Below are 26,496 nucleotides of genomic sequence, written 5' to 3' on the forward strand. Positions count from 1 at the left end.
GATTGCTTTGCTGCGCTCGCAATGACGATGAAAGGGATCAGCCCTTGCCCGCATCCAGCGCATAACCCGCCGAGCGCACCGTGCGGATGATATCCGCGGTTCCCGGCAGGTTGATCGCCTTGCGCAGGCGGCGGATATGGACGTCGACCGTCCGCAGCTCGATGTCGCTATCCTGTCCCCAGACGCTGTCGAGCAATTGCCCGCGCGAGAAGACGCGGCCCGGATGCTCCATGAAATGGCGCAGCAGGCGGAACTCGGTCGGCCCCATGTTCACGATCTGCCCGCTGCGCACGACCTTGTGCGCGACCGAGTCGAGTTCGATGTCGGCATAGGTGAGCATCTCGCCGGCGAGCGCGGGGCGCAGGCGGCGGAGCACCGCCTGGACGCGCGCGACCAGCTCGCGCGGGCTGAACGGCTTGGTGACATAATCGTCGGCGCCGGTCTCCAGCCCGCGAATGCGATCCTCTTCCTCGCCGCGCGCGGTGAGCATGATGATCGGCACATTCGCCGATTTCGGGTTGCGGCGCAGGCGGCGGCAGACCTCGATCCCGGGCAGGCTTTCGATCATCCAGTCGAGCAGGACGATGTCGGGCACGCGTTCCTCGACGAGGATCAGCGCCTGTTCGCCGTCGGGGGTCTGACGCACCGAGAAACCTTCGCGGGCGAAATGCCACACGATGAGTTCGGCGATCGCTTCGTCATCTTCGATGAGAAGCAGGTCGGGCTGCGGCATCAGCCTTGCTCCTGTTCCGCGGCGCCGTCCTCGGGCTGCTCGCCGCGTTCGCGTTCGTCCATCTGGCCGCCGGTGACGACATAATAGACCATCTCGGCGATGTTGGTCGCATGGTCGCCCATGCGTTCGAGGTTCTTGGCGACGAACAGCAGATGCGCGCTTTCCGAGATATATTTCGGATTTTCCATCATGAAGGTCACGAGGGTGCGGAAGATGCTGTTGTAGAAATCGTCGACATTCTTGTCGCGGACGGTCACCCGCACCGCGAGTTCGGCGTCGCGCGCCGCGAAGCTGTCGAGCGCGTCGTGGATCAGCTCGGCGACGATGTTCGACATCGAGATCAGCAGCGGGATCGCCTCGATCGACCGCGTCTGGTCCATCAGCGCGACGCGCTTGGCGATATTCTTGGCATAATCGCCGATACGCTCGACGACCGAGACGATCTTCAGCGCCGCGATCATCTCGCGCAGGTCGTCGGCCATCGGAGCCCTGAGGGCGATGGTCTGGACCGCGAGCTGTTCGACTTCGCTTTCGAGCGCGTCGATCTTCTTGTCGTCGCGCACGACCTGTGCCGCGAGTTCGAGGTCGCCCATGTTGAGCGCGGTCATCGCCTGGAGCAGCGCCTGTTCGGCGCGGCCGCCCATCTCGCTGATCAGACCGCGGAGGCGGTTGAGATCCTCGTCGAACGCCTTGACCGTATGATCATTCACAATCGCCATCGTTCAGTCCTTCAGGGCCGGGGCTTAGCCGTAGCGGCCGGTGATATAGTCCTTGGTGCGTTCCTGCTTCGGGTTGGTGAAGATGTCGGTGGTCTTGCCATATTCGACCAGCGTCCCGAGGTGGAAGAAAGCGGTGCGCTGCGACACGCGGGCCGCCTGCTGCATGTTGTGGGTGACGATCACGATCGCGAAACGCCCGCGCAATTCGTGGATCAGCTCCTCGATCTTGGCGGTCGCGATCGGGTCGAGCGCCGAGCAGGGCTCGTCCATCAGGATGACTTCGGGATCGACCGCGATCGCGCGCGCGATGCACAGGCGCTGCTGCTGGCCGCCCGACAGCGCGGTGCCGCTTTCGCCGAGCCGGTCCTTGACCTCGTCCCACAGGCCGGCGCGGACCAGCGCGCGTTCGACGACGACGTCGAGATCGGCCTTGTTCGGCGCGAGGCCGTGGATGCGCGGGCCATAGCCGACATTGTCATAGATCGACTTGGGAAAGGGGTTCGGTTTCTGGAACACCATGCCGACGCGCGCGCGCAGCTGCACGACGTCCATCGACGGCGCATAGATGTCCTCGCCGTCGAGTTCGATGCGGCCGGTCACCTTGGCGCTGGCGACCGTGTCGTTCATGCGGTTCAGCGAGCGCAGGAAGGTCGACTTGCCGCAGCCCGACGGGCCGATGAAGGCGGTGACCAGGTCGGTGCCGACATCGATCGACACGTCGTTGATCGCCTGTTTCTCCCCATAGAAGACGTTGACGCCCTGCGCCTTCATCTTGGGATCGAGAATCGTGAGGTCTTCTTGGGTCATGATCACCAGCGTTTTTCGAATTTGTTGCGAAGATAGATCGCGAGGGCGTTCATCGACAGCAAAACGATGAGCAGCACGATGATCGCGGCGGAGGTTTTTTCGACGAAGCCGCGATCGACCTCATCCGACCAGAGGAAGATCTGCATCGGCAGCACAGTTGCGGGCGAGCACACGCCGCTCGGCACGTCGCCGATGAAGGCGCGCATGCCGATCAGCAGCAGCGGCGCGGTCTCGCCCAGCGCGCGCGCCATGCCGATGATCGTGCCGGTGAGGATGCCGGGCAGCGCGAGCGGCAGGACATGGTGGAACACCACCTGCACCGGGCTGGCGCCGACCCCGAGCGCGGCGTCGCGGATCGAGGGCGGCACCGACTTGATCGCGTTGCGGCTGGCGATGACGATCACCGGCATCGTCATCAGCGCCAGCGTCAGCCCGCCGACGAGCGCGCTCGCCTGGCAGATGCCGAACCAGTTGATGAACACCGCGAGCGCGAGCAGGCCGAAGATGATCGAGGGCACCGCCGCGAGGTTGTTGATCGACACCTCGATCAGGTCGGTCCAGCGGTTCTTCGGCGCATATTCTTCCAGATACAGTGCCGCGAGCACTCCGGTCGGGAAGGCGATGAGGAAGGCGATCAGGATCGTCAGCACCGACCCCTTGAGCGCCCCCCAGATGCCCGCGACCGCGGGGTCGGTGGCGTCGGCGTTCTTGAAGAAGGGCCAGTGGATGCCCGTCGACAGCTTGCCGTCGCGCTCGAGCGCATCGACCTTTGCGCCGAGTTCGCCCTTGGCGCCTTCCTTGGCGGCGATGTCGACCGTGCTCGACGTCGGCAGGTGGAACACCGTCGCGCCCTTCAGCAGGTCGGGATCGGCCTTGATCGCGGTGCGCACTTCCTTCCACGCATTTTCGCTGATCATCGCCGAGCCGCCGTCGCCCAGCGCTTCGTCGGCGGCAAAGGCGACGATGTCGGCGAGGCCGGCGCCCGCGATCACCTGGTCGGCGTCGGCATCGCCCAGCCGCGACGCGTCGACGGTCAGCGGCATCGCCTTGAAATCGACCGGCACTTCGACATTGGTGTAGGTGAAGCCGCGCAGGCCGTTGCCGACCATCGTGAACAACAGGAAGGCGAGGAACAGGCCCGAGAGCAACACCGCGCCCAGCCCGAGCAGGCGGAACCGGCGTTCGGCGGCATAGCGCCGGGCGATGCGGCCCTGCATCGCGCCGCCCTTCCAGTCGGTGGGGGAGGTTCTATCACTCATAAGCTTCGCGATACTTTTTGACGATGCGCAGCGCGACGATGTTGAGCAGCAGGGTCACGACGAACAGCACGAGGCCGAGCGCGAAGGCGGCGAGCGTCTTGGCGCTGTCGAATTCCTGGTCGCCGGTGAGCAATTTCACGATCTGCGCGGTCACCGTGGTGACGCTGGCAAAGGGGTTGGCGGTCATGTTGGCGGACAGGCCCGCCGCCATCACCACGATCATCGTCTCGCCGATCGCGCGGCTGACCGCGAGCAATATGCCGCCCATCACCCCGGGCAGCGCGGCGGGGATCAGCACCTGGCGGATCGTCTCGTTCGGGGTCGCGCCGAGCGCCAGCGATCCGTCGCGCATCGCCTGCGGCACCGCATTGATGCTGTCGTCGGCCATCGACGAGACGAAGGGGATGATCATCACCCCCATCACGATACCCGCCGCCAGCGCGCTTTCGGTGCTGGCGTTGGGGATGCCGATCATCACCGCGAATTCGCGCAGCGCCGGCGCGACGGTCAGCGCGGCGAAATAGCCGTAGACGACCGTCGGCACGCCCGCGAGAATCTCAAGGCACGGCTTCACCCAGCGGCGCACGCGCGGGTTGGCATATTGGGTCAGATACACCGCGCTCATCATGCCAATGGGAATAGCGACGATCATCGCGATGATCGCGCCGATCAGCACCGTGCCCCAGAACAAGGGGATGCCGCCGAAGGTGTCTTTCACCGGCGCGCCGCTGGTCGGCGCCCAGTTGGTCCCGAACAGCAGTTCGGCCGGCGAGACGAGGCGGAAGAAGCGGATCGATTCGAACAGCAGCGACAGCACGATGCCGAAGGTGGTCAGGATCGCGACGAGCGACGCCACCAGCAACAGCAGCATGACGATCTTTTCGACCCGCGTCCGGGCGCGAAAATCGGGCTTGATCCGCGTGAAGGCGTACAGCCCGCCCGCGAGCGCGAGCGCCAGCATCGCGGCGATGCCGATCCACGCATAGGTGTGGCTCGCATCGGCATAGGGTTTGACCAGCGGCGCCGCGGCGGGGATGCGCACCGCCGCCTGCCTGCCCGTCGCGACATTGCGCGCGTCGGACAATATCGCACCGCGTTCGAAGCCGAAGGCGGGCAGCTCTTTCGCCGCCTCGCTCGCCAGCACCGTGTTGGTCACCAGCCCGGGCGACACCGCGCTCCACACGGCCAGGAACAGCGCGGCGGGGGCGAACAGCCACAGCGCGACATACCAGCCATGATATTGCGGCCGCGAATGCAGCTTGGCGCCCGCGCGGCCCGCGAGCATCGACGAGCGCGCGCGGCCGGCGAGCCAGCCGATCAGCGCGAGGCCGGCGATCAAAAGCAAAAGGGCGGCGGCGTTGAAGGTCACTTGGTCCTCGTATCATGCGGCCCGCCGCGACCCAAAGCGGGCGGGCGTGGCAATTTCGTGACTCAACCGGATAAATCCGGAACCACCCTATCCGTTCGTGTCGAGCGAAGTCGAGACACGCATGGCGCAGACGTGTCTCGACTTCGCTCGACACAAACGGAAGGTGGGTGAGCCTTCCCAAAAAGCGGCGGCCGTTCCGGGCACGAGGACCCATCCCCGGCCGCCCGCGGGAGGAACCTACTTCAGTTCGGCGCCGTTCAGCGCCGTCATGCCCTTGGCGTTCGCCGCGGCGGTCGCGGCGATGTCCTTGGGCGACACGATCAGGCCCTTGGCGGCGAGGTAGCCGCCTTCGCCCGAACCTTTGAGGAATTCGGCGACATATTCGGCGAGGCCGGGGATCACGCCGACATGCTTCTGCTTGACGTAGATGTAGAGCGGGCGCCAGCCGGGATAGCTGCCGTCGGCGATCGTGGTGTAGGTGGGCGATACGCCCTGCACCGGCACCGCCTTGATCTTGTCCTTGTTGGCGTCGAGATAGCTGAAGCCGAAGATGCCGAGGCTGGTCGGGTTCTTGTCGAGCTTCGAGATGATCAGATTGTCGTTCTCGCCCTGCTCGACATAGAAGGGGGCGCCGCGCAGCGCGGTGCAGGTCGCTTCATGCTTGTCCTTGTCGCTGTCCTTCAGCGCCTTCATCTCGGGGTTGGCGTCGCAGCCCTTGCCGAGGATCAGCTCCTTGAACGCGTCATAGGTACCGCTGGTCGACGGCGGGCCAAAGACCGAGATCGCGACCGCGGGAAGGGCGGGGTTGACGTCTTTCCAGGTCTTGGCGGTGTTGGGCTTGCCATAGGGGTTCGCCGCCAGCGCCTTATAGACATCCTCTTCCGACAGCTTGAAGCCGGGGCCGCGCGCTGCTTCGCCCAGCGCGATGCCGTCGATGCCGATCTGGATTTCGACGATGTCGGTCACGCCATTCTTGGCGCAGGCGTCGAATTCCTTTTTCTTGATACGGCGCGAGGCGTTGGCGATGTCGGGGGTGTCGCCGCCGACGCCCGAACAGAAACGCTCGAAGCCGCCACCGGTGCCGGTGCTGTCGATCTTCGGGGTCTTGTTGCCGGTCGCCTCGGCGAATTTCTCGCCGACGGTGGTGGCGAAGGGATAGACGGTCGAGGAACCGACCGCGCTGATATAATCGCGCGCCGCGCCGCCCGAGGAGGCCTGGTCCTGGCACGCGGAAAGCGCCAGCGCGCATGTCGCGGCGCCGGCGATAAGGGCGAATTTCTGCAGCATTTGAGAATGTCCTGTCGGGGGGTCGCTAACGGACCGAGCCACCACCCCCGCGGCGACTCGCTGAGGGCCATTTGGGGGTTTTGTGTGACGTGTTTGTGACAGGGAGTGTCATGGAAGTGTCATGGCGCGCGCAGTCAAATGTGTGCATCTACCTTTCTCGCAAAGTGATCGACACTGAATAGGTGCAGTCTAATATGATCGAGGTGATTTCCGAGGAGCGTGGCGGCGGCGCGGGACGCCATTTTTAGTTCGCATCCGTGCTTTCGCGGCAAAAAGCGTTTCGCTAATTCCTTGGTGATGCCGTGTTCGAGATTGCGTTTCGCCGGCAAATTTGTGGATGCGGCGATTAACCACGCCTCGGTATGTCTAACCGGTACAGCGTAAATAATGTGATCGTCCAAATCATCTGGAGGCTGGAGCGTTTGCTCGATGAATGTTTCCACTGCGTTTACGATTAAGTCGGATCTTTGGAAGCATGATGCTCGCTGAGCAGGGGTAAAGCTATTACACAAATCTATGACATCGCCATCAAGGTGGACCACAAGCACGTCATAAAAAGGAGAGCTAGAGAATAGTGAAGGAGAAAGAACTTTCGGGAGGTTTTGTCCGCAGTTATCCTCTAGCCAAACTTTCACTCGTGCCCATCCTCCGCCTCCTATCTGAGTTTCTGAGGTGGCATCTACTTTTGGTTGAAGGCAATCAAAATCTTCAATTTCTACGCCCTTCTTCTTAGCTACGCTCGAGAATATTTCTTTCAAAGCGAAGAAGTCATTCGATCCCTCGCAGACGACCCCAATCTTCATGTAAGGGCTCCCGGGATCTTTTCCTCAAGCCACAGGGAGGAAAGATTTCTTCCTCTTGTGTTTTCAATCCACTCTGATTTTTCAATATTATTTGGTGGAAGTATCGGGAGGAACTCGGTCGATCCGTCTTTGTCCAGCTTGCGTCTTACTGCGTAGACTCGATTATCCGCATTAAAAATATCAAAACTGTCCAGTGATGATGGGTGATGTGAAGTCATGAAGCTTTGATGCGCTAAGTTCCCTATACCAGCATTTTCCGTGCTTACTCTGACTACGACATCAGTGAGCTTCCGAACTAGGTCAGGGTTCAATGTACCATCAACGTTATCGAGAGCGAAAATTCGCGGTGCAGTCTCATGTAAAAGTAGTGTCACTACGAATGTAAGGTAGAGAGCTCCTTCGCTAGCATCATAGGCGCTTAGTAAATTTCGCTTTTCGGTCATGAATTTATCGCGAAAATAAAGAAGTAGACCATCATTTGAGACTTCTGAAGGAACGACGTCAGGATCATATCCCTGAACAATGATGCGTTCCACCCACTTGGGGCTGCTTAAAATGTTTATGATCTTGTCGTAGGAGGCTCTTTCTGTTTTGTCGGCCTCTGACCGTTGGATCAGAATCTCTCTAAAGGCTGAAGCTAGGCCGGAGCCTGCAAGGCCTAAGGGTTCGATAATGCGACTCTCTGTTGCCAAGCCACGCATCACAGCAGTCTGAGGTGAGAAAATAGAGAATCTCGAAAACTCCTCAATTTCCTGACGCAACTTATCAGATATCGACACAAATGGAGCTACTGTATCCCAAAGGCTTCGTGTTTTTCTAACACGCGTAAACTCTGGTTCTTTAATGTCCAGAAAGCCTCGGCCAAAAGATACACCATTTGGCCCTCGCCCAAAAACTTTACTTTGTCCATCATACAATGTTTCGGAATGAAACTCGAGTCTTTTGCTCGATATTCCGGCTCGAATTGAGCATTCGTAGTGGCCATGCTCAAACTGAGCTTCAAGTCTTAGATGAGGTGAGAGCGGGCGTCCCTTGAAGGCGGACTTGAAAAGTCTGGGAAGAGATAGCCTGACGCCCCGATCAGCAAGCACGCTTGGCTCCAGGCCTCTCGAAAGAGCTGATGCTAGTACTCCTAGGGCTTCTAGGACATTTGATTTACCGGCCCCGTTAGCGCCAATAAAAATGTTGGCTCTGCCAAACTCAAGCTCGGCTGATTTGATGGATTTGAAGCCCGTGATCGTTAGCTTTTTAAGCATGCTTCCCTGCGTGCTGGGCCATGCAACAATGATTGCTGGCATCAAAAAACCGCATAACGGTCAACTTTCGTCCGGGTGGTAGCGATACGGCGTTAAAAATTCTACCGTCAATGTCTGGCCAGCAGTGTTTGGGGTGTGGCAGGCTTACACCCTGCAGTCCCTTTTGTTACTAACGGAAATGGGTCCATAATGACAATTCTCATCACCGGCCACGTCATCCTCACCCCCGAGCATCGCGAGCGCATGATCGCGCTCGGCGCCGAGCATAGCGCGCGGTCGCGGGCCGAGCCGGGGTGTCTGGCGCACAACTGCCATATCGATGTCGAAAACCCCGACCGCCTGATGTTCGTCGAGGAATGGGAGAGCATCGACGCGGTGCGCGCCCATTTCGCGGTGCCCGCGTCGGGCGCCTTCGTCGCCGAAATGCGCGCCCTGTCGCCGCAGCCGCCGGTGATCCGCATCTACACCGCCGACGATATCACCGCGAAGCTGATGGGGGCTTAAGGGAGAATTATCTCACGCAAAGGCGCAAAGGCGCAAAGGGAGGGCGCGCGGTGTTTCCGGCGGCGGGTTCGGCCGCTGGCGGGGGCAAGTCTCCCGCAAAGACACAAAGAGGGCCGTTCGGGGCGCCGAGGCCGCGTGCCGGTCGGGCGCCGGCGGGGTTGTGGCCGGACTTTGTCCGGCATTGAAGGGCGCAACGGTCGTTGGGCAATCGACCCGCGGCGGCCGAAAACAGCCCCCTTCGTGCCTTTGCGCCTTTGCGTGAGATAATTTTTCGTCACCCCGGGCTCGACCCGGGGTCCCGCTTGTCACCGTCGCGGAGCGGGACCCCGGATCAAGTCCGGGGTGACGAGGGAAGGGCGAGGGGCTTCGCCTTGCCCCACACTCCATTGTTTGCCACAGCTTGGCCGGACGGCGCAGCGCCGTATCGGGGGTCCTATGAGCGGGTTCGAATTCGTCTTTTCGCTGTTCGGGCTGATCCTCGGCCTTGCGCTCGCCGAGGGGCTGGGCGGGCTGGCGCGCGCATTGAAGGCGAGCCACCGCGTCTGCATCGGCTGGCCGACCGCGCTGCTCGGGCTGTTCGTGTCGTGCGACGTCGTCACCTTCTGGATGTACGGCTGGGCGGTCCGCGACCTGATCCCGATCAGCTGGCCGGTGCTGTTCGGCGGCTTCCTCGTCACCGCGCTCTATTATGTCGCGGCGTCGCTGGTCTTTCCCGACGATCCCGAGGAATGGACCGACCTCAATGCCCATTTCGACAAGCACCGCCGCAAGGTGATCGGCGCGCTGCTGCTCTGCAATGTGGCGCTGTTCGCGACGGTTATCTGGCTCGACGGCTTTCCGCCGCTGACCCTGCGCAGCCTGGTGATCGCCTGGAGCTTCTTCCCCGTGTCGGCGCTGGCGATCGCGGCGAAGGATCGGCGCGTGACGCTGGGCTGCCTGGTGTGGCTGATCGCGCTCTATCCGCTCTCGGCGGTGTGGGGCGCGGGCGGGTGAGGAAGCGCCCACTCATCCGTTTGTGTCGAGCGAAGTCGAGACACGCTGACACCGTGCAGACGTGTCTCGACTTCGCTCGACACAAGCGGGAACAATAGAAAACCCCTCCCTTTGCGGGGGAGGGGTCTCAAATCATCAAAGCGCGACGAGGTTCACGGCGCTGGTCTTGCCCTTGCGCGGGTCGGTTTCCTCGTCATAGCTGACCTTCTGATTGTCCTTCAGGTCGCCGAGGCCCGAGCGTTCGACCGCCGAGATGTGCACGAAGACGTCACCGCCGCCGCTGTCGGGGGTGATGAAGCCATAGCCCTTGGTGCTGTTGAACCATTTGACGGTACCGGTAGCCATTTTTAGATATCTCCACGAACTGCGTGGACGATATGCCGACGCGTTGCCGCAGCCTTTTGCCATAAGATGAACGGAAAGCCAGCGGGAAATGGTGATGGCGTGGTGTGTGTCAGGTGGGGACGTTATCCCCCTCCCACTTGTGGGAGGGGCCAGGGGAGGGCCTGTTTCGCCGATAGGGAAGGTCACAGACCCTCCCCAAACCCCTCCCTGAAGGGAGGGGCTTCAAATTACTTCGCCGCTGCCAGCATCGGCGCCAGATATTGCCCCGTATAGCTGCGCGGGTTCTTCGCAACCTGCTCGGGGGTGCCCGCCGCGACGACCTCGCCGCCCTTGACCCCGCCCTCGGGACCCATGTCGACGATATGGTCGGCGGTCTTGATGACGTCGAGATTATGCTCGATCACGATCACGCTGTTGCCCTGTTCGACCAGCGCCTGCAGCACTTCGAGCAATTTGCGGACATCCTCGAAATGCAGCCCGGTGGTCGGTTCGTCGAGGATGTAGAGCGTCTGCCCGGTCGAGCGGCGCGACAATTCCTTGGCGAGCTTGACGCGCTGCGCCTCGCCGCCCGACAGGGTCGTCGCCTGTTGCCCGACCTTGATGTACCCCAGGCCGACGCGGACGAGCATCGCCATCTTCTCGCGGATCGACGGCACCGCCTTGAAGAACTCCGCCGCATCCTCGACCGTCATGTCGAGCACGTCGGCGATGCTGTGGCCCTTGAACTTCACCTCGAGCGTCTCGCGGTTGTAGCGTTTGCCGTGGCACGTCTCGCACGTCACATAGACGTCGGGCAGGAAGTGCATCTCGATCTTGATCAGCCCGTCGCCGGTGCAGGTCTCGCAGCGCCCGCCCTTGACGTTGAAGCTGAAACGCCCCGGCTTGTACCCGCGCGCCTGGCTTTCGGGCAGCCCCGCGAACCAGTCGCGGATGATCGTGAAGGCGCCGGTGTAGGTCGCGGGGTTCGATCGCGGGGTGCGCCCGATCGGCGACTGGTCGATGTCGATGACCTTGTCGCAATGCTCCAGCCCCTTCAGGCTGTCGTGCGGTCCCGCGACCATGCGCGCGCCGTTGAGCACGCGTGCCGCGCTGGCATAGAGCGTGTCGATGATCAGGCTCGACTTGCCGCTGCCCGACAGGCCGGTGACGCAGGTGAAGGTGCCGAGCGGGATCTTGACCGTGACATTGTCGAGATTGTTGGCGCGCGCGCCCTTGAGCACGAGGTCGAAGCCATTGCCCTTGCGGCGGTGCTTGGGGATGTCGATCCTCTTCGCGCCGGTGAGATACGCCGCGGTGAGGCTGTTTTCGTTCGCGAGCACCTGTTCGAGCGTGCCCTCGGCGACGATTTCGCCGCCGTGGAGCCCCGCGCCGGGGCCCATGTCGACGATATAGTCGGCGTGGCGGATCGCATCCTCGTCATGCTCGACGACGATGACGGTGTTGCCGAGGTCGCGGAGGCGCTTGAGCGTCGCGAGCAGCCGGTCGTTGTCGCGCTGGTGAAGCCCGATGCTCGGTTCGTCGAGGACGTAGAGCACCCCCGACAGGCCCGAGCCGATCTGGCTGGCGAGGCGGATGCGCTGGCTTTCGCCGCCGCTGAGTGTGCCCGACGTGCGGTTGAGGTTGATATAATCGAGCCCGACATTGTTGAGGAAGCCCAGCCGCGCGTTGATTTCCTTCAGGATCGCCTTGGCGATCTGCTGCTGGGTGTCGTTCAGTTTTTCGTCGAGGGTGGAGAACCATAAGAGCGCGTCGGCGACCGAGCGCTGCGCCGACAGGCTGATGTCCTCGCCGGCGATCTTCACCGCGAGCGGTTCGGGGCGCAGGCGTGCGCCGTGGCACGTCTCGCACGGCTGCGGGGTCTGGTACTTGCTCAACTCCTCGCGCATCCACGCGCTTTCGGTCTGGAGCAGGCGGCGGTTGAGGTTGCCGATGACGCCCTCGAACGCCTTGTGCGTCGTGTAGCTGCGTTTGCCGTCCTTGAAGGTCAGTTCGACGGGCTTGCCGCCGGTGCCATAGAGGATAACGAGTTGCACCTCGCCGGGCAGGTCCTGCCAGGGCGTCGTCAGGTCGAAGCCATAGGCTTTGCCCAGGCTTTCAAGCACTTGCATATAATAAGGCGAGGGCGGGTTCGATTTCGCCCACGGCACCACCGCGCCCTTTTTCAGGCTGAGCGCATGGTTCGGTACTACAAGGTCTGGGTCAAACTCCTGCCGCTCCCCCAACCCATCGCACGCGGGGCACGCGCCCTGCGGCGCGTTGAAGCTGAACAGCCGCGGTTCGATCTCGGCGATCGTGAAGCCGGACACGGGGCAGGCGAATTTCTCGGAGAAGATCAGCCGGTTCGCGGGAATGCCCGCGCCCTTCATCGCGCCGCCGGTGTCTTCCTCTTCGCGCCCCGGCACCGGGCCATCGGCGAGGTCGACATAGGCGAGGCCTTCGGCGAGCTTGAGCGCAGTTTCGAAACTGTCGGCGAGGCGGGTGCCGAGGCCTTCGCGGACCGCGATGCGATCGACGACGACCTCGATGTCATGCTTGTATTTCTTGTCGAGTGCGGGTGCCTCGCCGATCTCGTAAAATTCGCCGTCGATGCGGACGCGCGCGAAGCCGTCCTTCTGCCATTGGGCTAGCTCTTTCTTATACTCGCCCTTGCGCCCGCGCACGACAGGCGCGAGCAGATAGGCGCGCGTGCCCTCGGGCAATTCCATCACGCGGTCGACCATCTGGCTGACCGTCTGCGCGCTGATCGGCTCGCCGGTGGCGGGCGAATAGGGGATGCCGACGCGCGCCCACAGCAGGCGCATATAGTCGTAGATTTCGGTCACTGTCGCGACGGTCGAGCGCGGGTTCCGCGACGTCGTCTTCTGCTCGATGCTGATCGCCGGCGACAGCCCGTCGATATGCTCGACGTCGGGCTTTTGCATCATCTCGAGGAACTGGCGCGCGTAGGCGGACAGGCTCTCGACATAGCGCCGCTGGCCCTCGGCATAGATGGTGTCGAAGGCCAGGGACGACTTGCCGCTTCCCGACAGGCCGGTGATGACGACCAGCGCATCGCGCGGCAGATCGACGTTCACGCCCTTCAGATTATGCTCGCGCGCACCGCGCACGGAGATGTGGGTAAGACTCATGGGAGGGATGTGTTCCAGATTTGTTCTTTGCGCGCAAGAGGCCGCGTGTCGCCGTAGAGATGGTGGCTCAGTAGAAATACGCAAGCGGCGTGATTTGGCGTTTTCATCCTATACCGGCCACCGGGATTGGCATTCTTCTCGTACCTAAGGGTGGAGGATTGCGGATGCGGGTCCGGACGGCGTGCCTGAAGCATAAATGCCGTAGCGACGACCACGGGTCGTTCGCCCACGCATGGCGATGATCCGCGGTGTTTGGGGCCTTGCCATCGGAATTGTGGCCACCGCGCTTACGGGATGCACCGTCATCAATGTGGGCGCCGGGGAGCAGGTCGACATGCTCGCCGTGGGCATCGTGCGCGTTCGCGTGCCGGTCGTGGCCGATGGACTGGTCGCGGTCGAACGCAGCGGCGTGGGATTGGGTTGGGACTCCCTCCCCGGCGGTGGCGCCTATCTGGGGTGGAGCGCGGGGAAATGGGTCATCGCCGACCCGTCGAAATGTCAGTTGCTCGTCATCGTTCGGACGAACGCGCAGGCGGACAACGCGAAGTCGATCTTGAGCAAATTGGAGGGGGAATCGCCATGCATCGTCGATCAATCGCCTATCTCGCCGCACTGAGCGTGGTGCCGCTGCTCGGCGGGTGCGTGCAGGCGACGCGGCACAGCAATACCATGGTATTCGGGACAAACACGTCGTTCGGAATCAAGGTTGGGACCGACGCTGCACAGGTTCCAAACATCATCGTCGGATATGACCGACAAGAAGCGGTGATCATGCCGCTGGTGGCCAATACGTCGGACGATGGGAATACCCAGAAGCCGTGCGATGTGTCGGACGATGTCACGGTTACCGGGGGCGAAGGGCCGCTCGTACATCCTTGCTTGCTCGCCGCGACCAATGGTGGGTCGACCGACAGCTATTCGGTCCTCGCCAGCTTTGGCGCCAATTTTGACGGCTCCGCCAGAGCGGATGGCAATTTGGGCGCAAAAGGCGGTCTGGCCCAGTATTTCTCGACGGGCATCGCTGCACAGATACTAGCAGCCAAGGGCGGGGCGTCCGTCGTCGCAGTTGGCGCCGCCGCTCAAACGGCGGCCGCCAACAACACGGACAATTCGGTACGGGACATTTTTGCAACGCAAAACCAGCGCGCAGCAGGCGGCGTACAATTGACTGCGTACCAGACGTTCGAGAAAAAGCTCGTGGCGAGCATCGTCGCGCTGAACGACACCGATAGCCTGAAATTCATCGCGGAGTTTGAAAAACAGGCCGGGTTCAAACTGCTGTCGCAGTCGCCACCCGCATGTTCGACGACGGTCGATTGCACGTCGCTGATCAAACAAGGCCTGTACAAAGGCGGATATGGCGCCCCGGGAAGGGACTATGACGCCGCATTGGCCAACACGAAAATCTAGCGGAGAAAGGATAGCCAAATGGATATCACCCACGTCCTATGTTTCAAGGATGCCGAGGCGGCCGGTACCAAGGCGGCCATGTTCCTCGCCGACGGCTACAAGGTCGCGAAAATCCTCCAAACGGATATTGTCATTTGCGACGATTTCAACCAGCCGGCCATGCTGTGCAACAGCATGAATCCCGAGGATTGGATCGTCGTCATCGCGACAAAAAAGCAAATGGTTGTCGAGGGTCCCTCCACGGAAGCTCTTGACGTCAAATAGTCGTCGCTCGCTGTCTGGCACAGCGTGTGAAGTTGGAAGGACGTCGACATTCGAGTATCGCGAGGCGAGCCCTGACCGTCGTAGATGCCGCGACAATGTTCGTTGATCGGTCAAAGCTGATCAATTGGGTTGGCGCCCCATTTCCACCAACTCCCTAAAGGCTTCGACCAGTGTCCGGCCGTTCGCTTGACCCATGCGGGCGGTAAGCAGACAAAAGCTCCCATGTCCGCGCGCCGCAGAACGCGCGCGCGCACGAAAGGAGCTGGGGAATGAAGAAATTTTTGAGTGGGGCCGCGGGCCTCGCGATGGCCGCGGCCTTGGTCGCGGTGCCGGTGCTGGCGAACGACATGGCGCCCTTTGCGTCGCTGAAGGCCGAGGCCAGCGAGGCGTCGGTCAAGGACGAAGGCTCGCTGAAGGCTCTCACCTTCGGCGCTTGGGGCGTCGACCTCGGCGCGCGCGACACGTCGGTGAAGCCGGGCGACGATTTCGACCGTTTCGCCAATGGCGGCTGGTTCGCCAAGACCGAGATCCCGGCCGACCAGGCGTCGGCGGGGGTCGATTACGACGTGTATAACCTGACCCAGCGCCAGCTGCGCCAGGTCGTCACCGGGGCGCCGGGGACGAGCCAGGTCGGGGGATTGTACCAGAGCTTCACCGACGAGGCGCGGGTCGAAGCGCTCGGCGCCAAGCCGCTGATGGCCGACCTCGCGCACGTCGCGGCGATCAAGGACAAGGCCGAAATGGCGCGCTTCATGGGCGCGTCGCAGGGCGCGTTCGGCATGACGATCGTCGGCGGTGGTCCTTACGCGGATACCGACGATCCGACGGTCAACGTGCTGTGGCTGGGGCAGGGCGGGCTGGGCCTGCCCGAGCGCGAATATTATCTCGACGACCAGTTCAAGCCGCAGCGCGACGCGTATCGCGCCTATATCGTCCGCACGCTGGGCATGACGGGGACCAAGAACCCCGAAGCCGCCGCCGACGCGATCCTGGCGTATGAGACCGAGATCGCCAAGGTCAGCTGGAAGATCGCCGATCGCCGCGACATCGGCAAGATCAACAACCCGATGTCGTCCGCCGAACTCGCCGCCTATGCGCCGGGGCTCGATTGGGACGCGTGGTTCGCGGGGGCGGGGGTCGCGCCGCAAAAGCGGATCATCGTCAACGAGACGACCGCGATCCGCGACATCGCCGCGCTGTACGCCAAGACACCGCTCGACACGCTCAAGCTGTGGCAGCAATTCCATGTCGCCAATCAGGCGGCGCCCTATCTGTCGAAGGCGTTCGTCGACAGTCGCTTCGATTACACCAAGGTGCTGAGCGGGGTCAGCGAACTGCGTCCGCGCTGGAAGCGCGGGCTGACCCTTGTCGACGGCAGCCTTGGCGAGCTGGTCGGCGAAACCTATTCGCGCGAATATTTCCCCGCGAGCGCCAAGGCGAAAATGGAGATGCTGGTCGCCAATCTGAAACTGGCGATGGGCGACCGTATCCGGGCCAACAGCTGGATGGCACCCGCGACCAAGCAGGCGGCGCTGACGAAGCTCGAGCGGATGGACGTGATGGTCGGCTATCCCGACAAATGGCGCGATTATTCAGGGCTGAAGATCGATCCGGCGGATCTGTACGGCAATGTGAAGCGCAGCGGTCAGTTCGAATATGCCTATGGCCTGTCGGACCTGAACAAGCCGGTCGACCGCAAGAAATGGTCGATGAACCCGCAGGAGGTGAACGCGTATAATGGCGGGCTGGAGAACAAGATCGTGTTCCCGGCCGGCATCTTGCAGGCTCCCTATTTCAGCGAGAGCGTCGACGATGCGGTCAATTACGGCGCGATCGGCGCGGTGATCGGGCATGAGATCGTCCATGGTTTCGACGACCAGGGACGCAAGATCGACGCCAATGGCGCGGTGCGCGACTGGTGGACGCCCGAGGATGCGGCGCGTTTCGACGCCGCGGCCAAGGCGTTCGGGGCGCAATATGCGACCTATGAGGCGGCGCCCGGGGCGTTCATCAACCCCGACCTGACGATGGGCGAGAATATCGCCGACCTCGCGGGGCTGGAGGTCGCGTACGACGCCTATCACCGCTCGCTGGGCGGCAAGGAGGCGCCGGTGATCGACGGGCTGACCGGCGACCAGCGCTTCTTCCTCGCCTTCGCCCAGGCCTGGCGCGACAAGGCGCGCGAGGATTCGATCAAGCAGCAGGTGGCGAGCGATCCGCACAGCCCGGCGCGCTGGCGGATCATCGGGCCGGTGCGCAATGTCGATGCCTGGTATACGGCGTTCGGCGTCGATGCCGGGGCCAAATATTATTTGAAGCCCGCGGATCGCACGAAGATATGGTGATCTGACATCCTCCCTGCCGCGAAGCGGTGGGGAGGGGGACCGCGCCCGAAGGGCGTGGTGGAGGGGCGGAGGCGTCGCGCCATTGCCCCTCCGTCAGCGCTCCGCGCTGCCACCTCCCCCATGGCTTCGCCACAGGGAGGATATCTTCAGTCTTCCGGAACGACGGGGGCGGCGGTCGGTCGTCCCCGCAGCGCCATCACGCCCAGCGACAGCGCCGCGCCGACGATCACGAACAGCGCGGGGAAGCCGCCGAGCACCGACATCATCCGGATGCCGTCGAGCCCCGCCGCCGCGACGAGCACCATCGCGACCATCCCGACGGTGACGCCCCAGACGACCTGGATCCACAGCGGTGCTTCGGGGCGCTCGGGGGTGATGCCGTGCGTCGACAGCGCGCTCATCGCCGACACATTGGCGTCGGCGCCCGCGACGTAAGACAGGAAGATCGCGAACAATACGATCGCGGTCACGACCGATCCGCCGCCGAGCGCGTCGAACAGGCGGAACAGCACGGGGTCGGGGCCCTGCGTCGACAGGATCGCATAGAGGCTGGCGCCGCTTTGCTGGTCGAGGACGATCGTCGCGCCGGCGATCGCGGTCATCCACACCGCGCCGAACAGCGCGGGCAGGATCAGGTTGAACAGGATGAAGGCGCGGACGCTGTAGCCGACCGCGAGGCGACCGAGGAACAGCGCGGTCACCGGCGCCCAGGCGAACCAGTTCGCCCAGTTGAAGATCGTCCATTGCCGGTGCCAGTCGCGATCGACGTCGAGCCCGAGGTTGCGCGGCACGAAGGTGCCGACATAGTCGGCGCCGCCGCGCAGCGACAGGCCGAGCATCTCGGCGGTCGGTCCGGCCAGAAGCACGAAAGCGATGATCGCGAAGAAGATCCAGGTGTTGAGCACCGACAGCCCGGCGATGCCCTTCTGCAACCCCGTCGCGGCCGAGATCAGGAAGCTGGCGACGATCGCGATCATGATGCCCCAGCGCAGACCCGCGCCGCCAGCAAAGCCGCCGAGCCCTTCGATTCCGCCCGCGAGCGCCAGGATGCCGGCGCCCATCGACGCGGCCATGCCCGCGACCAGCGCATAGAGGCAGATGATGTCGATCGCCGATCCGACCGGTCCGTGGGCGCGCTGGCCGATCAGCGGTACGAACAGCGACGACAGGCTGAACGGTTCGCCGCGGTTGTAATAGACGAGCGCGAAGGCGAGCGCGGCGACGGTGTAAATGCCGTAGGGCGTCAGCGTCCAGTGCAGGAACATCGTCGACATCGCGAAGGCCGCGGCGCCGTCGCTGCCCGGTTGCAGCCCGAGCATCGCGGGCGGGGTGTTGAGATGGAACAAGGGCTCGGCGGCGCCCCAGAACAGGATGCCGGTGGCGATGGTGGTGCACAGCATGACCGCGAACCAGCGCCAGCGGCCGAGCAAAGGCTTCGCATCGGGGCCGCCGATGATCGTCCTGCCGAGCGGCGACAGCGCGACGGCGACGAGCAGGACGAGGAAAGCGACCCCCGCCACCGCGAAGACCGGGCCGAGCCAGAGGAGGACCCAGTCGTTGATCGCGACCTCGGCCTCGAAAAAGGCCGCGCGCTGCCACAGGCTGAACCCCACCGCCGCCGCGAGGATAGCGAGCGGTACGAAGAAGACCGGGCGGTTGATGCGGCGCGGCAGTGCGGCTGGCAAAGGCTGGTGTCGCTTGACAGGGGGAAGGGGCGCCCAGCATGACGTGGCGGGCGCGATCGGTCAAATCCGGGCGGAACGGCCAGCGTGCATGCGCGTTTGAATCGACGGACAAGTCTCGCAAGGAGAGCTTCGATGACCAGGAAGATTTTGACGGCGGTTGGCGCATTGGCGCTGATCGCCGGGACGCAGGCCGCGGCGTTCGAGCCGCTGCCCGACGGCACTACGACCGAGGAACGGGCCAGCACCGCGCGGCTCAACGCCGAACAACGCGCCCGCGCCGAGGCCGAGCGGGCCGCTTATGAACAGCAACTCGCCACCATCGCGCAGCAGGAAGCCAATTCGCAGGCGACCTTCGCGCAGGAAACCGCCGACTATGAAGCGGAAAAGGCGCGGGTTGCCGCGATGTCGGCCGAAGAGCGGATCAAGTGGGAGGCCGACGTCGCCGCATGCAAGGCCGGCGACACGACGCGTTGTGCGCCGCCCGCGGTGCCGCCGCAGCCCTGACCGCGGACCAGTCACCATGGCCCACCTTATTGCGGGGGCGCGGTTCCGACCGGCGGCATCTCGGCCGAAGGCGTCGTTGCCATCACGATGGGCGGCGCGCCGCTTTCCGGTTGTGACGACGCCGGGGGTGAGGGCGGCTGTGCGGTGGGGACGGGCGACTGCATCGCGATAACCGTTTCAGCGATGTCGGGATCGTCGAAGCTGCCGCCGTAGCGATAATCGTCCGCCGGTTCGTCGGCATAATCGATCGCGACGGCGCCGAGTTCGCGAAATTCGCCGTCCATTCGGTCTTCGCGGGCGAATTTCGCGCGCATGCCCGATCCATATCCCTCGCCGCAGCCATCGCACGGCACGACCGGCTGGGTTTCGACCCGCAAGGCGTCGGGGTTGCCGGTGAGCTCGGCATAAGAGGCGCCGTCATTACTGCCGCCGTTCATCCCGCCGGTCGCCATCTGCCCAAGCAACAGGCCACCGATGGCGCCGAGGCCGGCGACCCCCAGCCATGCCAGGACTTTGAGCGGTGCCCCTTTTTCGGTCATGGCCGATAAACGCGGCGGGATCATTCGGGTTGCATCGTCGATCGTGTGCGCCTTTGGCCATTCGTCGACGACCGAACGCGCTTCGTCTGCCAATCGAGCGCTCGTTCCAGCCGGTCGAACCCCGACTGCGCGGCGCGGGAAAAGCCCATATCTCTTCAAATGCGGGATACGGGGGCGGTGGCCTTCCCCGGTCCAGGTCCTCGTATCCCGCATCCCCCAAGAGAGGACTCCCCCATGGCGAAACTGACCCTGATCCTGCTGGCAGTGCCCCTGGCACTCACCAGCATCTCCGTTCCTGCCGCCGCGCAGGAGAAGAAAAGCGTCGTCGTCCGCTACGACGATCTCAACCTTTCCGGCGCATCGGGCCGCGACCGGCTGACCACCCGCGTCAAGATGGCGGTGCGCGAAGTGTGCGACACCCGGCTGGCGCAGGGGCTTCGCGCCCAGCAGAAAGCGCGCGAATGCGCCAACGACACGATGAAGGATACCGATGTGAAGCTGGCCAGCCTGTTCAACGGCGCCGGCACCGCGGTGGCCGATCGCGGCTCGGTGACCGTCGCCGCGCCCTGACGATGTCCCACGGCCCGACGGCCGGCAAAGGGCGGCCATGCTCCGGCATGGCCGCTTTTTTCTTTGCCCGTCGCTGTCCGGGCCCGGGAATCCTGCGACGAACCGAAGCTTTTGGCGACGAAAAGATTTGCGGCGCCGCGACGCTATGGGCAATAGCCGATTCAGCTTGTTTTTTCGGGGGAAATTGGGGTGGCGGAAATTATTGGCGGTCCGGGTAACGAGACGCTGAGCGGCACTGCGGATGCCGATACGATCATGGGCAATGGCGGCAATGACGTCATCTATGGCAAGGGCGGCGCCGACACATTGTCGGGTGGCGACGGCGACGACGAGTTCATCTACGGCGGCGGCGATGTGGCGCCGGGCGAAACGATCGACGGGGGCGCGGGTTTCGACAAGATCCGCATAAACGGCGGAACCGTCGATCTGTCCACGCTGGTCCTGACGAGCATCGAGGGGATCGAATCGACCCCCAACGGCAACACCCGCGTCGCCGCGGAGCAGCTCGACTCCATGCAATGGCTGTACGGCGGGTTCCAGCTGACGAATGGCGGCACCATGTCGTTCAGCGGAACGAAGATTGCCAGCAGCAGCGTGTTCAGGCTGGCGAACGCCGACACGGTGTTCGACATGACCGGCATGCTTCCTCTCGACCCCGGCAACCCGACCGGCGCGTTCGTCATCGGCGGCACGGCGAGGGACCAGATCACCGGCGGCGATCGCAACGATACGCTTTGGGGCGGCGCGGGCGACGACATTCTCGTCGGCGGCGGCGGAACGGACTATATCTACGGCGGCGAGGGGGTCGACATCGTCCGCGGCGGGGACGGCAACGACTTTCTCCAGTTTCGCAGCGATGCCGAAATCCGCGCGGGCGAGACCTATGACGGCGGCGCCGGCATCGATACGCTGGAATTCATCGGCAGCAACTTCGGCGGCCATATCGATCTCAGCGCGATGACGCTGACGGGGATCGAGCGGATTGCCGGGGGCGGCGATCTCACGATGCTGATTTCGCAGGTCGCCGACCTGACCGAGGTCAGCCACAGGATCAGGCTGGCGGACGGCGGGATCTTGTCGCTGGCCGACGCGACGCTGCAGACGATCATCACGACGTCGAACAATGCGACGACGGTCGACGCGAGCGGGGCCGTCGGCGGTTCGCTCCAGCTGCAGGGTGGGACCGCCGTCGATACGGTCATCGGAACCGCCTTCGCCGATGTGATCGCGGGCGGCGGCGGCAACGACATCCTTTCCGGCGGTGGCGGCGACGATCGCATCGAAGGCGGGCTCGGCCAAGACCAGCTGAGCGGCGGCGCCGGCGACGATGTGTTCGTTTTCAGGGCGGCCGACCAGATCCAGGCCGGCGAGGTGATCGCCGGCGGCGACGGCAACGACCGGATCGAAATCGCCTCGTCCCAGTCGGGGCGGTTCGACTTCAGCCAGGCGACCGTCACGGGCATCGAAGAAATCGTGCAGAACGGCTCCTACGAGGTCGCGTTGGCGGCGAGCCAGCTCGATACAATATCCTATATCCGCGGCGTATTCTTCGTGTTGGGCGGCGGGATCTCGCTCTTGGACGGGCTCGATGCCGACAACAGCATCCTGATCGCCGGCGACGTGGCGACAACGCTCGATGCGCGCGGTTCGACCGGTTTCCTTCGCCTTCAGGGCGGCGCGGCCGGCGACACGTTGATCGCCAACAACAACGGGTCTTGGCTGGAAGGCTTTGGCGGCGACGACCGGCTGACCGGCGGCACCGGCGTTGACCGTCTCGACGGCGGCGAGGGCAATGACGAACTGGCCGGCGGCATCGGGAATGACGAGCTTTACGGCGGCGGGGGCATAAACCGGCTCGACGGCGGCGAGGGCAACGACACGCTCTATGTCGAGATCAACGGTTTCTCGGGCGCACACACGCTGGCGGGCGGTGCGGGGCAGGATACGCTCTGGATCACTGCTCCGAATGTCGACATTTCCGCATCGACCGTGACCGGCATCGAAACGCTCCGGTCGAACGGCGGCGGCAACATCACCGCCTCGGCCGCGCAGATCAATGGTTTCTCGTCGCTGATGGCTCACGCCACCGATATCCACCTGTCGACTGGCGGGACCATAAACCTGAACGGTAAGACGGTCACCGAGACCTATTTCTATTTTTCCGACAGCGCGACCGTCTTCGACGCGCGCGGCGTGCTGGGCCAGGCGCGCTTCAATCTTCACGGCGGTGCCGGGGCGGACACGATCATCAGCGGCAGTGGCCATGACGGCGTGTACGGCGGCGCGGGCAACGACGTCCTCGATGGCGGCGACGGCGACGATGTCGTGATCGGCGGCGCGGGACGCGATACGGTGCGCGGGGGCCAGGGCAACGACGTGTTCTTCATCGAAGCCGCGTCCGATCTCGTCGCCAGCGAAGTTTATGACGGCGGCGCCGGAACCGACCGGTTGCAATTCTTCTTCGGCGATCTCAACGTCAATATCTCGAACATCACCTTGACCGACGTCGAGGAGATTCAGATGCATTTTGGCGGGCGGCTGTCGTTGACGGCCGCTCAGCTCGATAATGCGACCAATATTTATGGCGGAAGTTTCGTTCTGACCACCGCGGGGTCGGTGTCGATGGCGGGCGTCGCTTCGACCGGCGCAGTGTTTTTCCTGTCCGATTTCGGAAACAGCTTCGACCTGACCGGCTATCTTCCCGGGCTTGGCAATGTGACGGGCGGTGCCGGGATGGATGTTATTACCGGGGCCGGCGGCCGGGACCTGCTGTCCGGCGGTGGCGGAAACGATGTGATCTTCGGCGCTGGCGGAAATGACCAGTTGATCGGCGGCGTCGGGGAAGATCATTTGCATGGCGGCACTGGCGATGACACCTATTTCGTCGACTCGCTGAACGATATCATCTTCGAAAATACGAACGAAGGGAATGACACGGTCGTTTCGACCTCTTCATTCTATCTTTACGCTGGCGTCGAGAATCTGTTCCTCAATCCGACTCCAGGCGCGAATATCTTCGGGGTCGGCAACGAACTTGCCAACACGATCCTCGGCAACGAAGGCGAAAATCTGCTGATTGCAGGCGCGGGCAAGGATGTTGTCCGCGGCGGCGGCGCGCGCGACGCGATCTTCGGCGAGGACGGCGACGACCAGCTGTTCGGTGACGAGGGGATCGACTATCTTGTCGGCGGGACCGGCAACGACGTCATCGACGGCGGAGCCGACGCGGACGAGATTTATGGCGAGGACGGCAATGACACGCTGATCGGCGGGACGGGCTTCCACACCGACATCCTCGTCGGCGGCATCGGAAACGACATCTTGCGCGGCGACAGCACGCTCGGCGATTACGACCTGCTCTATGGCAATGAGGGCGACGACCGCTTTTACGTCGATACGCCCCACGATCTGGTGTTCGAGCAGGCGGGGCAGGGCGTCGATACGGTCTATGCCAATATTCAGGGTGCCGGCTATTATCTCTATGCCAACATCGAGAATCTGGTGTTGGAGGGCAACACGCCGTTCGGCGTCGGCAATAACCTCGACAATCGTATCACGGGCAATGCGACCGGCAACTATCTGCTCGGCGGCGCGGGGAACGATGTATTGAACGGGATGGGCGGCAACGATGTGCTGTTCGGTGAAGCCGGCAACGACATTTTCGTCTTTACCCCAGGTTCGGGCGCCGACGTCATCGGCGACTTCACGCGCGGGCAGGATCGCATCGACCTCAGCGGGCTTGGCATCACCGGGCTGGGCCAGATCAGCGGCGGCTTTGTGCAGGACGGCAATGTCGGCGCGATCCTGCTCGCGTCCGGCGACGTGATCGTGCTGCACAATGTCCAGATGGGCACGCTCACGGCGGGCGACTTCATCTTCGCGAGCGGGCCCGCGAAGGTGGCCGACTTGTCGGATAAGGCGATGGATGCCTTGCAAACCTTGGAATTCGGTAGCGACGCTGCGCTGTTCGGCGCCGATCAGGGGGCCGAAATCTGGCTGAGCTACCTCAATCGCGAGGCCGTGATGTTCGGGTAACCGGCGGCGGGTCAGTTCTGCATGATCGCCTTGACGTCGTGGAGGTAAGTGCGTCCGATACGGTGGACGCCGCCTTCGCCCAGATCGACGCTCCAGGCGCCGTCGCCATGATGTTTGAGCCCGACGATACCCTCGCGGCGGATCATCTTAGACCGGTGGATACGCATGAACTGGTCGGGGTCCATGCGCGCTTCGAGCGACTTGATCGTCTGGTGGATCAGCCAGCTGCGCGCGCCGACGTGAAGCCGCATATAGTCGCGTTCGGCCTCGATCAAATCGACCTGGCCGGCGTCGATGCGCAGCATCTCGCCGCGGTTCTGGACCCAGAATTCGCCGATCCACTTGCTCTTGGGTGAGCGGGTGCGGTCGGTCGTGCGCCATTCGCGTACGCGGCCCAACGCGCGGCCAAGCCGGTCGGGCGATACCGGCTTGAGCAGATAGTCGACCGCCGCGACGTCGAAGGCGGCGACGGCATATTGGTCGAAGGCGGTCACGAAGATCACCGCCGGCGGATTGTCGAGCTGGTCGATCGCGGCGGCGACGTCCAGACCGTTCAGCCCCGGCATCGCGATGTCGCAGAGTACGAGGTCGGGCGCGAGCGCATCGACCAGCCGCAGCGCCGAGGCGCCGTCGGTCGCGGTGCCGACCAGCGACACGCCTTCCTGTTGCCCGGCAAGGATCTGGAGCCGTTCGATCGCGAGCGGTTCGTCATCGACGATCAGGGTTCTCAACGTCTGGATCATTTCTTCAGCACCCCTGCCTGGCGAACGGCAGCCACAGCGAGACGACGAAGCCGCCATCGTCCGACTTGCCCCATTCGCAGCCCGCGGTCGGGCCATAGCGTGTCATCAATCGTTCGCGCACATTGCCGAGACCCAGGCCGGTGCCGGGTTCGGGAACCGGCGCCGCTGAATCGACATCGTTTTCGATACGCAGCACCAGCAGGCCATATTCGGCGCTGGCGGTCAGGCGGATCGCGATCGTGCCCTTGCTGGGCGCGACGCCATATTTGATCGCATTCTCGATGATCGGTTGCAGGATCAGCACCGGAACGCACGCATGCTCCAGTTCCTTCGGCATCGTCACCTCGACGTGCAGCCGGTCGGGAAAGCGCGTCTGTTCGATGTCGAGATAGAGGCGCTGGAGCGCGATTTCCTCGTCGAGGCTGACGAGTTGCTCGGGGTCGATCGCGAGGCTCGAGCGCAGGAAGGAGGCGAGGTTCATGATCATCGTCTCGGCCTCCGCCTTCGAGCCGCGCAGGACGAGGGTCGAGAGCGAGTTGAGCGTGTTGAACAGGAAGTGTGGATTGACCTGATAATGGAGCGCACGAAGCTGCGCGGTCTGGGCCTCGATCCGATAGCTGTCGGCGCGGCGTTCGACCGCGTGCATCTCGTTCGCATAGCCGAAGGCGACATAGAGCGCCGCCCACACCGCGAAGAAGAAATACCAGCGGATCGAGCTGTCGAGGATCAGCACCGTTTCCCATGCGACCGGATATTTTTCCTGTACCTCGGCGATGATCGTCTTGGTGTCGGGGCCGGGAAACCAATAGTAGAAGACCAGCAGGTTGATCGTCGCGTAGAGAACCACCAGCGGAATCGCCGTCCCCAGAGCGGCGGCCAGCCTGGCACCGAAACTCTTTGGCTGCACGCGCTGGAGCAATTGATAGAGGACGAAGGTGCACAGAATGCCCGCGACGACGACGATCGCGCGCCGGCCGACGAACTCCCATTGGTCGGGCGCGCCGGTGAGCAGCGCGAGCCCGGTGGTGATGAGAAAATAGAGCATCCACATCGCGAGGATCGAGCCGATCGCGACGCGCGGATTGACGCGGGCGTCGGAGGCGCGCCAGTCGGGCGCGGCGGCGAGGAATCTGGCGCGGCGATCGCTCTGGGCCAGTTTGCGGTCGGACATGTTCATTGGCGCCCTCCTATCGCAGCC

23 protein-coding genes are annotated in these 26,496 nt (G+C 63.4%); 9 read left to right on the forward strand and 14 right to left on the reverse strand.

Going from position 1 to position 26,496, the window contains the following annotated elements:
- Positions 1–37: 37 nt before the first annotated feature.
- The 8 genes from phoB to AC07U1_RS19960 all read right to left on the reverse strand — a co-directional run bounded on the left by phoB (position 38) and on the right by AC07U1_RS19960 (position 8,233).
- Entirely contained in the window at positions 38–733 is a 696-nt protein-coding gene (gene phoB, locus AC07U1_RS19925) for a phosphate regulon transcriptional regulator PhoB (protein WP_495177790.1), read from the reverse strand.
- Positions 733–1,452, reverse strand: a complete 720-nt coding sequence (phoU, locus tag AC07U1_RS19930; RefSeq protein WP_056350733.1) for a phosphate signaling complex protein PhoU — start codon at positions 1,450–1,452, stop codon at positions 733–735. The genes phoB and phoU overlap by 1 nt, the downstream gene beginning before the upstream one ends.
- 24 nt (positions 1,453–1,476) lie before the next feature.
- A complete protein-coding gene (gene pstB, locus AC07U1_RS19935; protein WP_187142330.1) occupies positions 1,477–2,259 on the reverse strand; it encodes a phosphate ABC transporter ATP-binding protein PstB in 783 nt (260 codons plus the stop codon).
- A gap of 2 nt (positions 2,260–2,261) precedes the next feature.
- The gene (gene pstA / locus AC07U1_RS19940) at positions 2,262–3,518 is read right to left on the reverse strand and encodes a phosphate ABC transporter permease PstA (protein ID WP_056350738.1); all 1,257 of its coding nucleotides are present in this window, start codon (positions 3,516–3,518) and stop codon (positions 2,262–2,264) included.
- On the reverse strand, positions 3,511–4,887 hold the full coding sequence (pstC, locus tag AC07U1_RS19945) for a phosphate ABC transporter permease subunit PstC (protein WP_492739295.1): 1,377 nt from the start codon (positions 4,885–4,887) through the stop codon (positions 3,511–3,513). The genes pstA and pstC overlap by 8 nt, the downstream gene beginning before the upstream one ends.
- Positions 4,888–5,124: 237 nt before the next feature.
- The gene (locus tag AC07U1_RS19950; protein WP_495177789.1) at positions 5,125–6,174 is read right to left on the reverse strand and encodes a substrate-binding domain-containing protein; all 1,050 of its coding nucleotides are present in this window, start codon (positions 6,172–6,174) and stop codon (positions 5,125–5,127) included.
- Between the two features lie 134 nt (positions 6,175–6,308).
- Positions 6,309–6,977: a hypothetical protein gene (locus AC07U1_RS19955; RefSeq protein ID WP_495177788.1), complete on the reverse strand. Its 669-nt coding sequence runs from the start codon at positions 6,975–6,977 to the stop codon at positions 6,309–6,311.
- The gene (locus tag AC07U1_RS19960; protein WP_495177787.1) at positions 6,974–8,233 is read right to left on the reverse strand and encodes an AAA family ATPase; all 1,260 of its coding nucleotides are present in this window, start codon (positions 8,231–8,233) and stop codon (positions 6,974–6,976) included. The genes AC07U1_RS19955 and AC07U1_RS19960 overlap by 4 nt, the downstream gene beginning before the upstream one ends.
- Before the next feature lie 189 nt (positions 8,234–8,422).
- Between AC07U1_RS19960 and AC07U1_RS19965 the strand changes: the two genes are divergently transcribed.
- Positions 8,423–8,737, forward strand: coding sequence for a putative quinol monooxygenase (locus AC07U1_RS19965; protein WP_495177786.1), 315 nt, complete (start codon positions 8,423–8,425; stop codon positions 8,735–8,737).
- Between the two features lie 435 nt (positions 8,738–9,172).
- Positions 9,173–9,730 (forward strand): hypothetical protein, encoded by a 558-nt coding sequence (locus AC07U1_RS19970; RefSeq protein WP_495177785.1) that lies wholly within the window; start codon positions 9,173–9,175, stop codon positions 9,728–9,730.
- 135 nt (positions 9,731–9,865) lie between these two features.
- Here the strand turns inward: AC07U1_RS19970 and AC07U1_RS19975 are convergent, their stop codons facing one another.
- Complete coding sequence (locus tag AC07U1_RS19975; RefSeq protein WP_056350749.1) at positions 9,866–10,075, reverse strand: cold-shock protein; 210 nt, start codon at positions 10,073–10,075, stop codon at positions 9,866–9,868.
- A 227-nt stretch (positions 10,076–10,302) separates the two neighbouring features.
- Positions 10,303–13,203, reverse strand: coding sequence for an excinuclease ABC subunit UvrA (gene uvrA, locus AC07U1_RS19980; RefSeq protein WP_495177784.1), 2,901 nt, complete (start codon positions 13,201–13,203; stop codon positions 10,303–10,305).
- A 232-nt stretch (positions 13,204–13,435) separates the two neighbouring features.
- Here uvrA and AC07U1_RS19985 point away from each other — a divergent pair, with 232 nt between their 5' ends.
- From AC07U1_RS19985 to AC07U1_RS20000, 4 genes are all read left to right on the forward strand, one after another.
- The gene (locus AC07U1_RS19985; protein WP_495177783.1) at positions 13,436–13,819 is read left to right on the forward strand and encodes a hypothetical protein; all 384 of its coding nucleotides are present in this window, start codon (positions 13,436–13,438) and stop codon (positions 13,817–13,819) included.
- Complete coding sequence (locus tag AC07U1_RS19990) at positions 13,783–14,613, forward strand: hypothetical protein (protein WP_495177782.1); 831 nt, start codon at positions 13,783–13,785, stop codon at positions 14,611–14,613. Before AC07U1_RS19985 ends, AC07U1_RS19990 begins: the two co-directional genes overlap by 37 nt.
- Positions 14,614–14,631: 18 nt before the next feature.
- Complete coding sequence (locus AC07U1_RS19995; RefSeq protein ID WP_495177781.1) at positions 14,632–14,877, forward strand: hypothetical protein; 246 nt, start codon at positions 14,632–14,634, stop codon at positions 14,875–14,877.
- Between the two features lie 269 nt (positions 14,878–15,146).
- The gene (locus AC07U1_RS20000; protein ID WP_495177780.1) at positions 15,147–17,222 is read left to right on the forward strand and encodes a M13 family metallopeptidase; all 2,076 of its coding nucleotides are present in this window, start codon (positions 15,147–15,149) and stop codon (positions 17,220–17,222) included.
- Between the two features lie 146 nt (positions 17,223–17,368).
- Here the strand turns inward: AC07U1_RS20000 and AC07U1_RS20005 are convergent, their stop codons facing one another.
- Positions 17,369–18,907 (reverse strand): BCCT family transporter, encoded by a 1,539-nt coding sequence (locus AC07U1_RS20005; protein ID WP_495177779.1) that lies wholly within the window; start codon positions 18,905–18,907, stop codon positions 17,369–17,371.
- A 132-nt stretch (positions 18,908–19,039) separates the two neighbouring features.
- Between AC07U1_RS20005 and AC07U1_RS20010 the strand changes: the two genes are divergently transcribed.
- The gene (locus tag AC07U1_RS20010) at positions 19,040–19,411 is read left to right on the forward strand and encodes a hypothetical protein (RefSeq protein ID WP_056350762.1); all 372 of its coding nucleotides are present in this window, start codon (positions 19,040–19,042) and stop codon (positions 19,409–19,411) included.
- A gap of 26 nt (positions 19,412–19,437) precedes the next feature.
- Here AC07U1_RS20010 and AC07U1_RS20015 read toward each other — a convergent pair whose 3' ends face one another.
- Positions 19,438–19,950 (reverse strand): hypothetical protein, encoded by a 513-nt coding sequence (locus AC07U1_RS20015; protein WP_495197783.1) that lies wholly within the window; start codon positions 19,948–19,950, stop codon positions 19,438–19,440.
- 234 nt (positions 19,951–20,184) lie between these two features.
- Here AC07U1_RS20015 and AC07U1_RS20020 point away from each other — a divergent pair, with 234 nt between their 5' ends.
- Both AC07U1_RS20020 and AC07U1_RS20025 read left to right on the forward strand, forming a co-directional pair.
- On the forward strand, positions 20,185–20,520 hold the full coding sequence (locus AC07U1_RS20020; protein WP_492739317.1) for a UrcA family protein: 336 nt from the start codon (positions 20,185–20,187) through the stop codon (positions 20,518–20,520).
- Between the two features lie 189 nt (positions 20,521–20,709).
- On the forward strand, positions 20,710–24,555 hold the full coding sequence (locus AC07U1_RS20025; protein WP_495177777.1) for a beta strand repeat-containing protein: 3,846 nt from the start codon (positions 20,710–20,712) through the stop codon (positions 24,553–24,555).
- An 11-nt stretch (positions 24,556–24,566) separates the two neighbouring features.
- Here AC07U1_RS20025 and AC07U1_RS20030 read toward each other — a convergent pair whose 3' ends face one another.
- Positions 24,567–25,298, reverse strand: coding sequence for a LytR/AlgR family response regulator transcription factor (locus tag AC07U1_RS20030; RefSeq protein ID WP_056350771.1), 732 nt, complete (start codon positions 25,296–25,298; stop codon positions 24,567–24,569).
- Between the two features lie 4 nt (positions 25,299–25,302).
- Positions 25,303–26,475, reverse strand: a complete 1,173-nt coding sequence (locus AC07U1_RS20035) for a sensor histidine kinase (protein WP_056350773.1) — start codon at positions 26,473–26,475, stop codon at positions 25,303–25,305.
- Positions 26,476–26,496 lie beyond the last annotated feature (21 nt).

This window comes from Sphingopyxis sp. GW821-FHT02C12, from assembly GCF_059421785.1.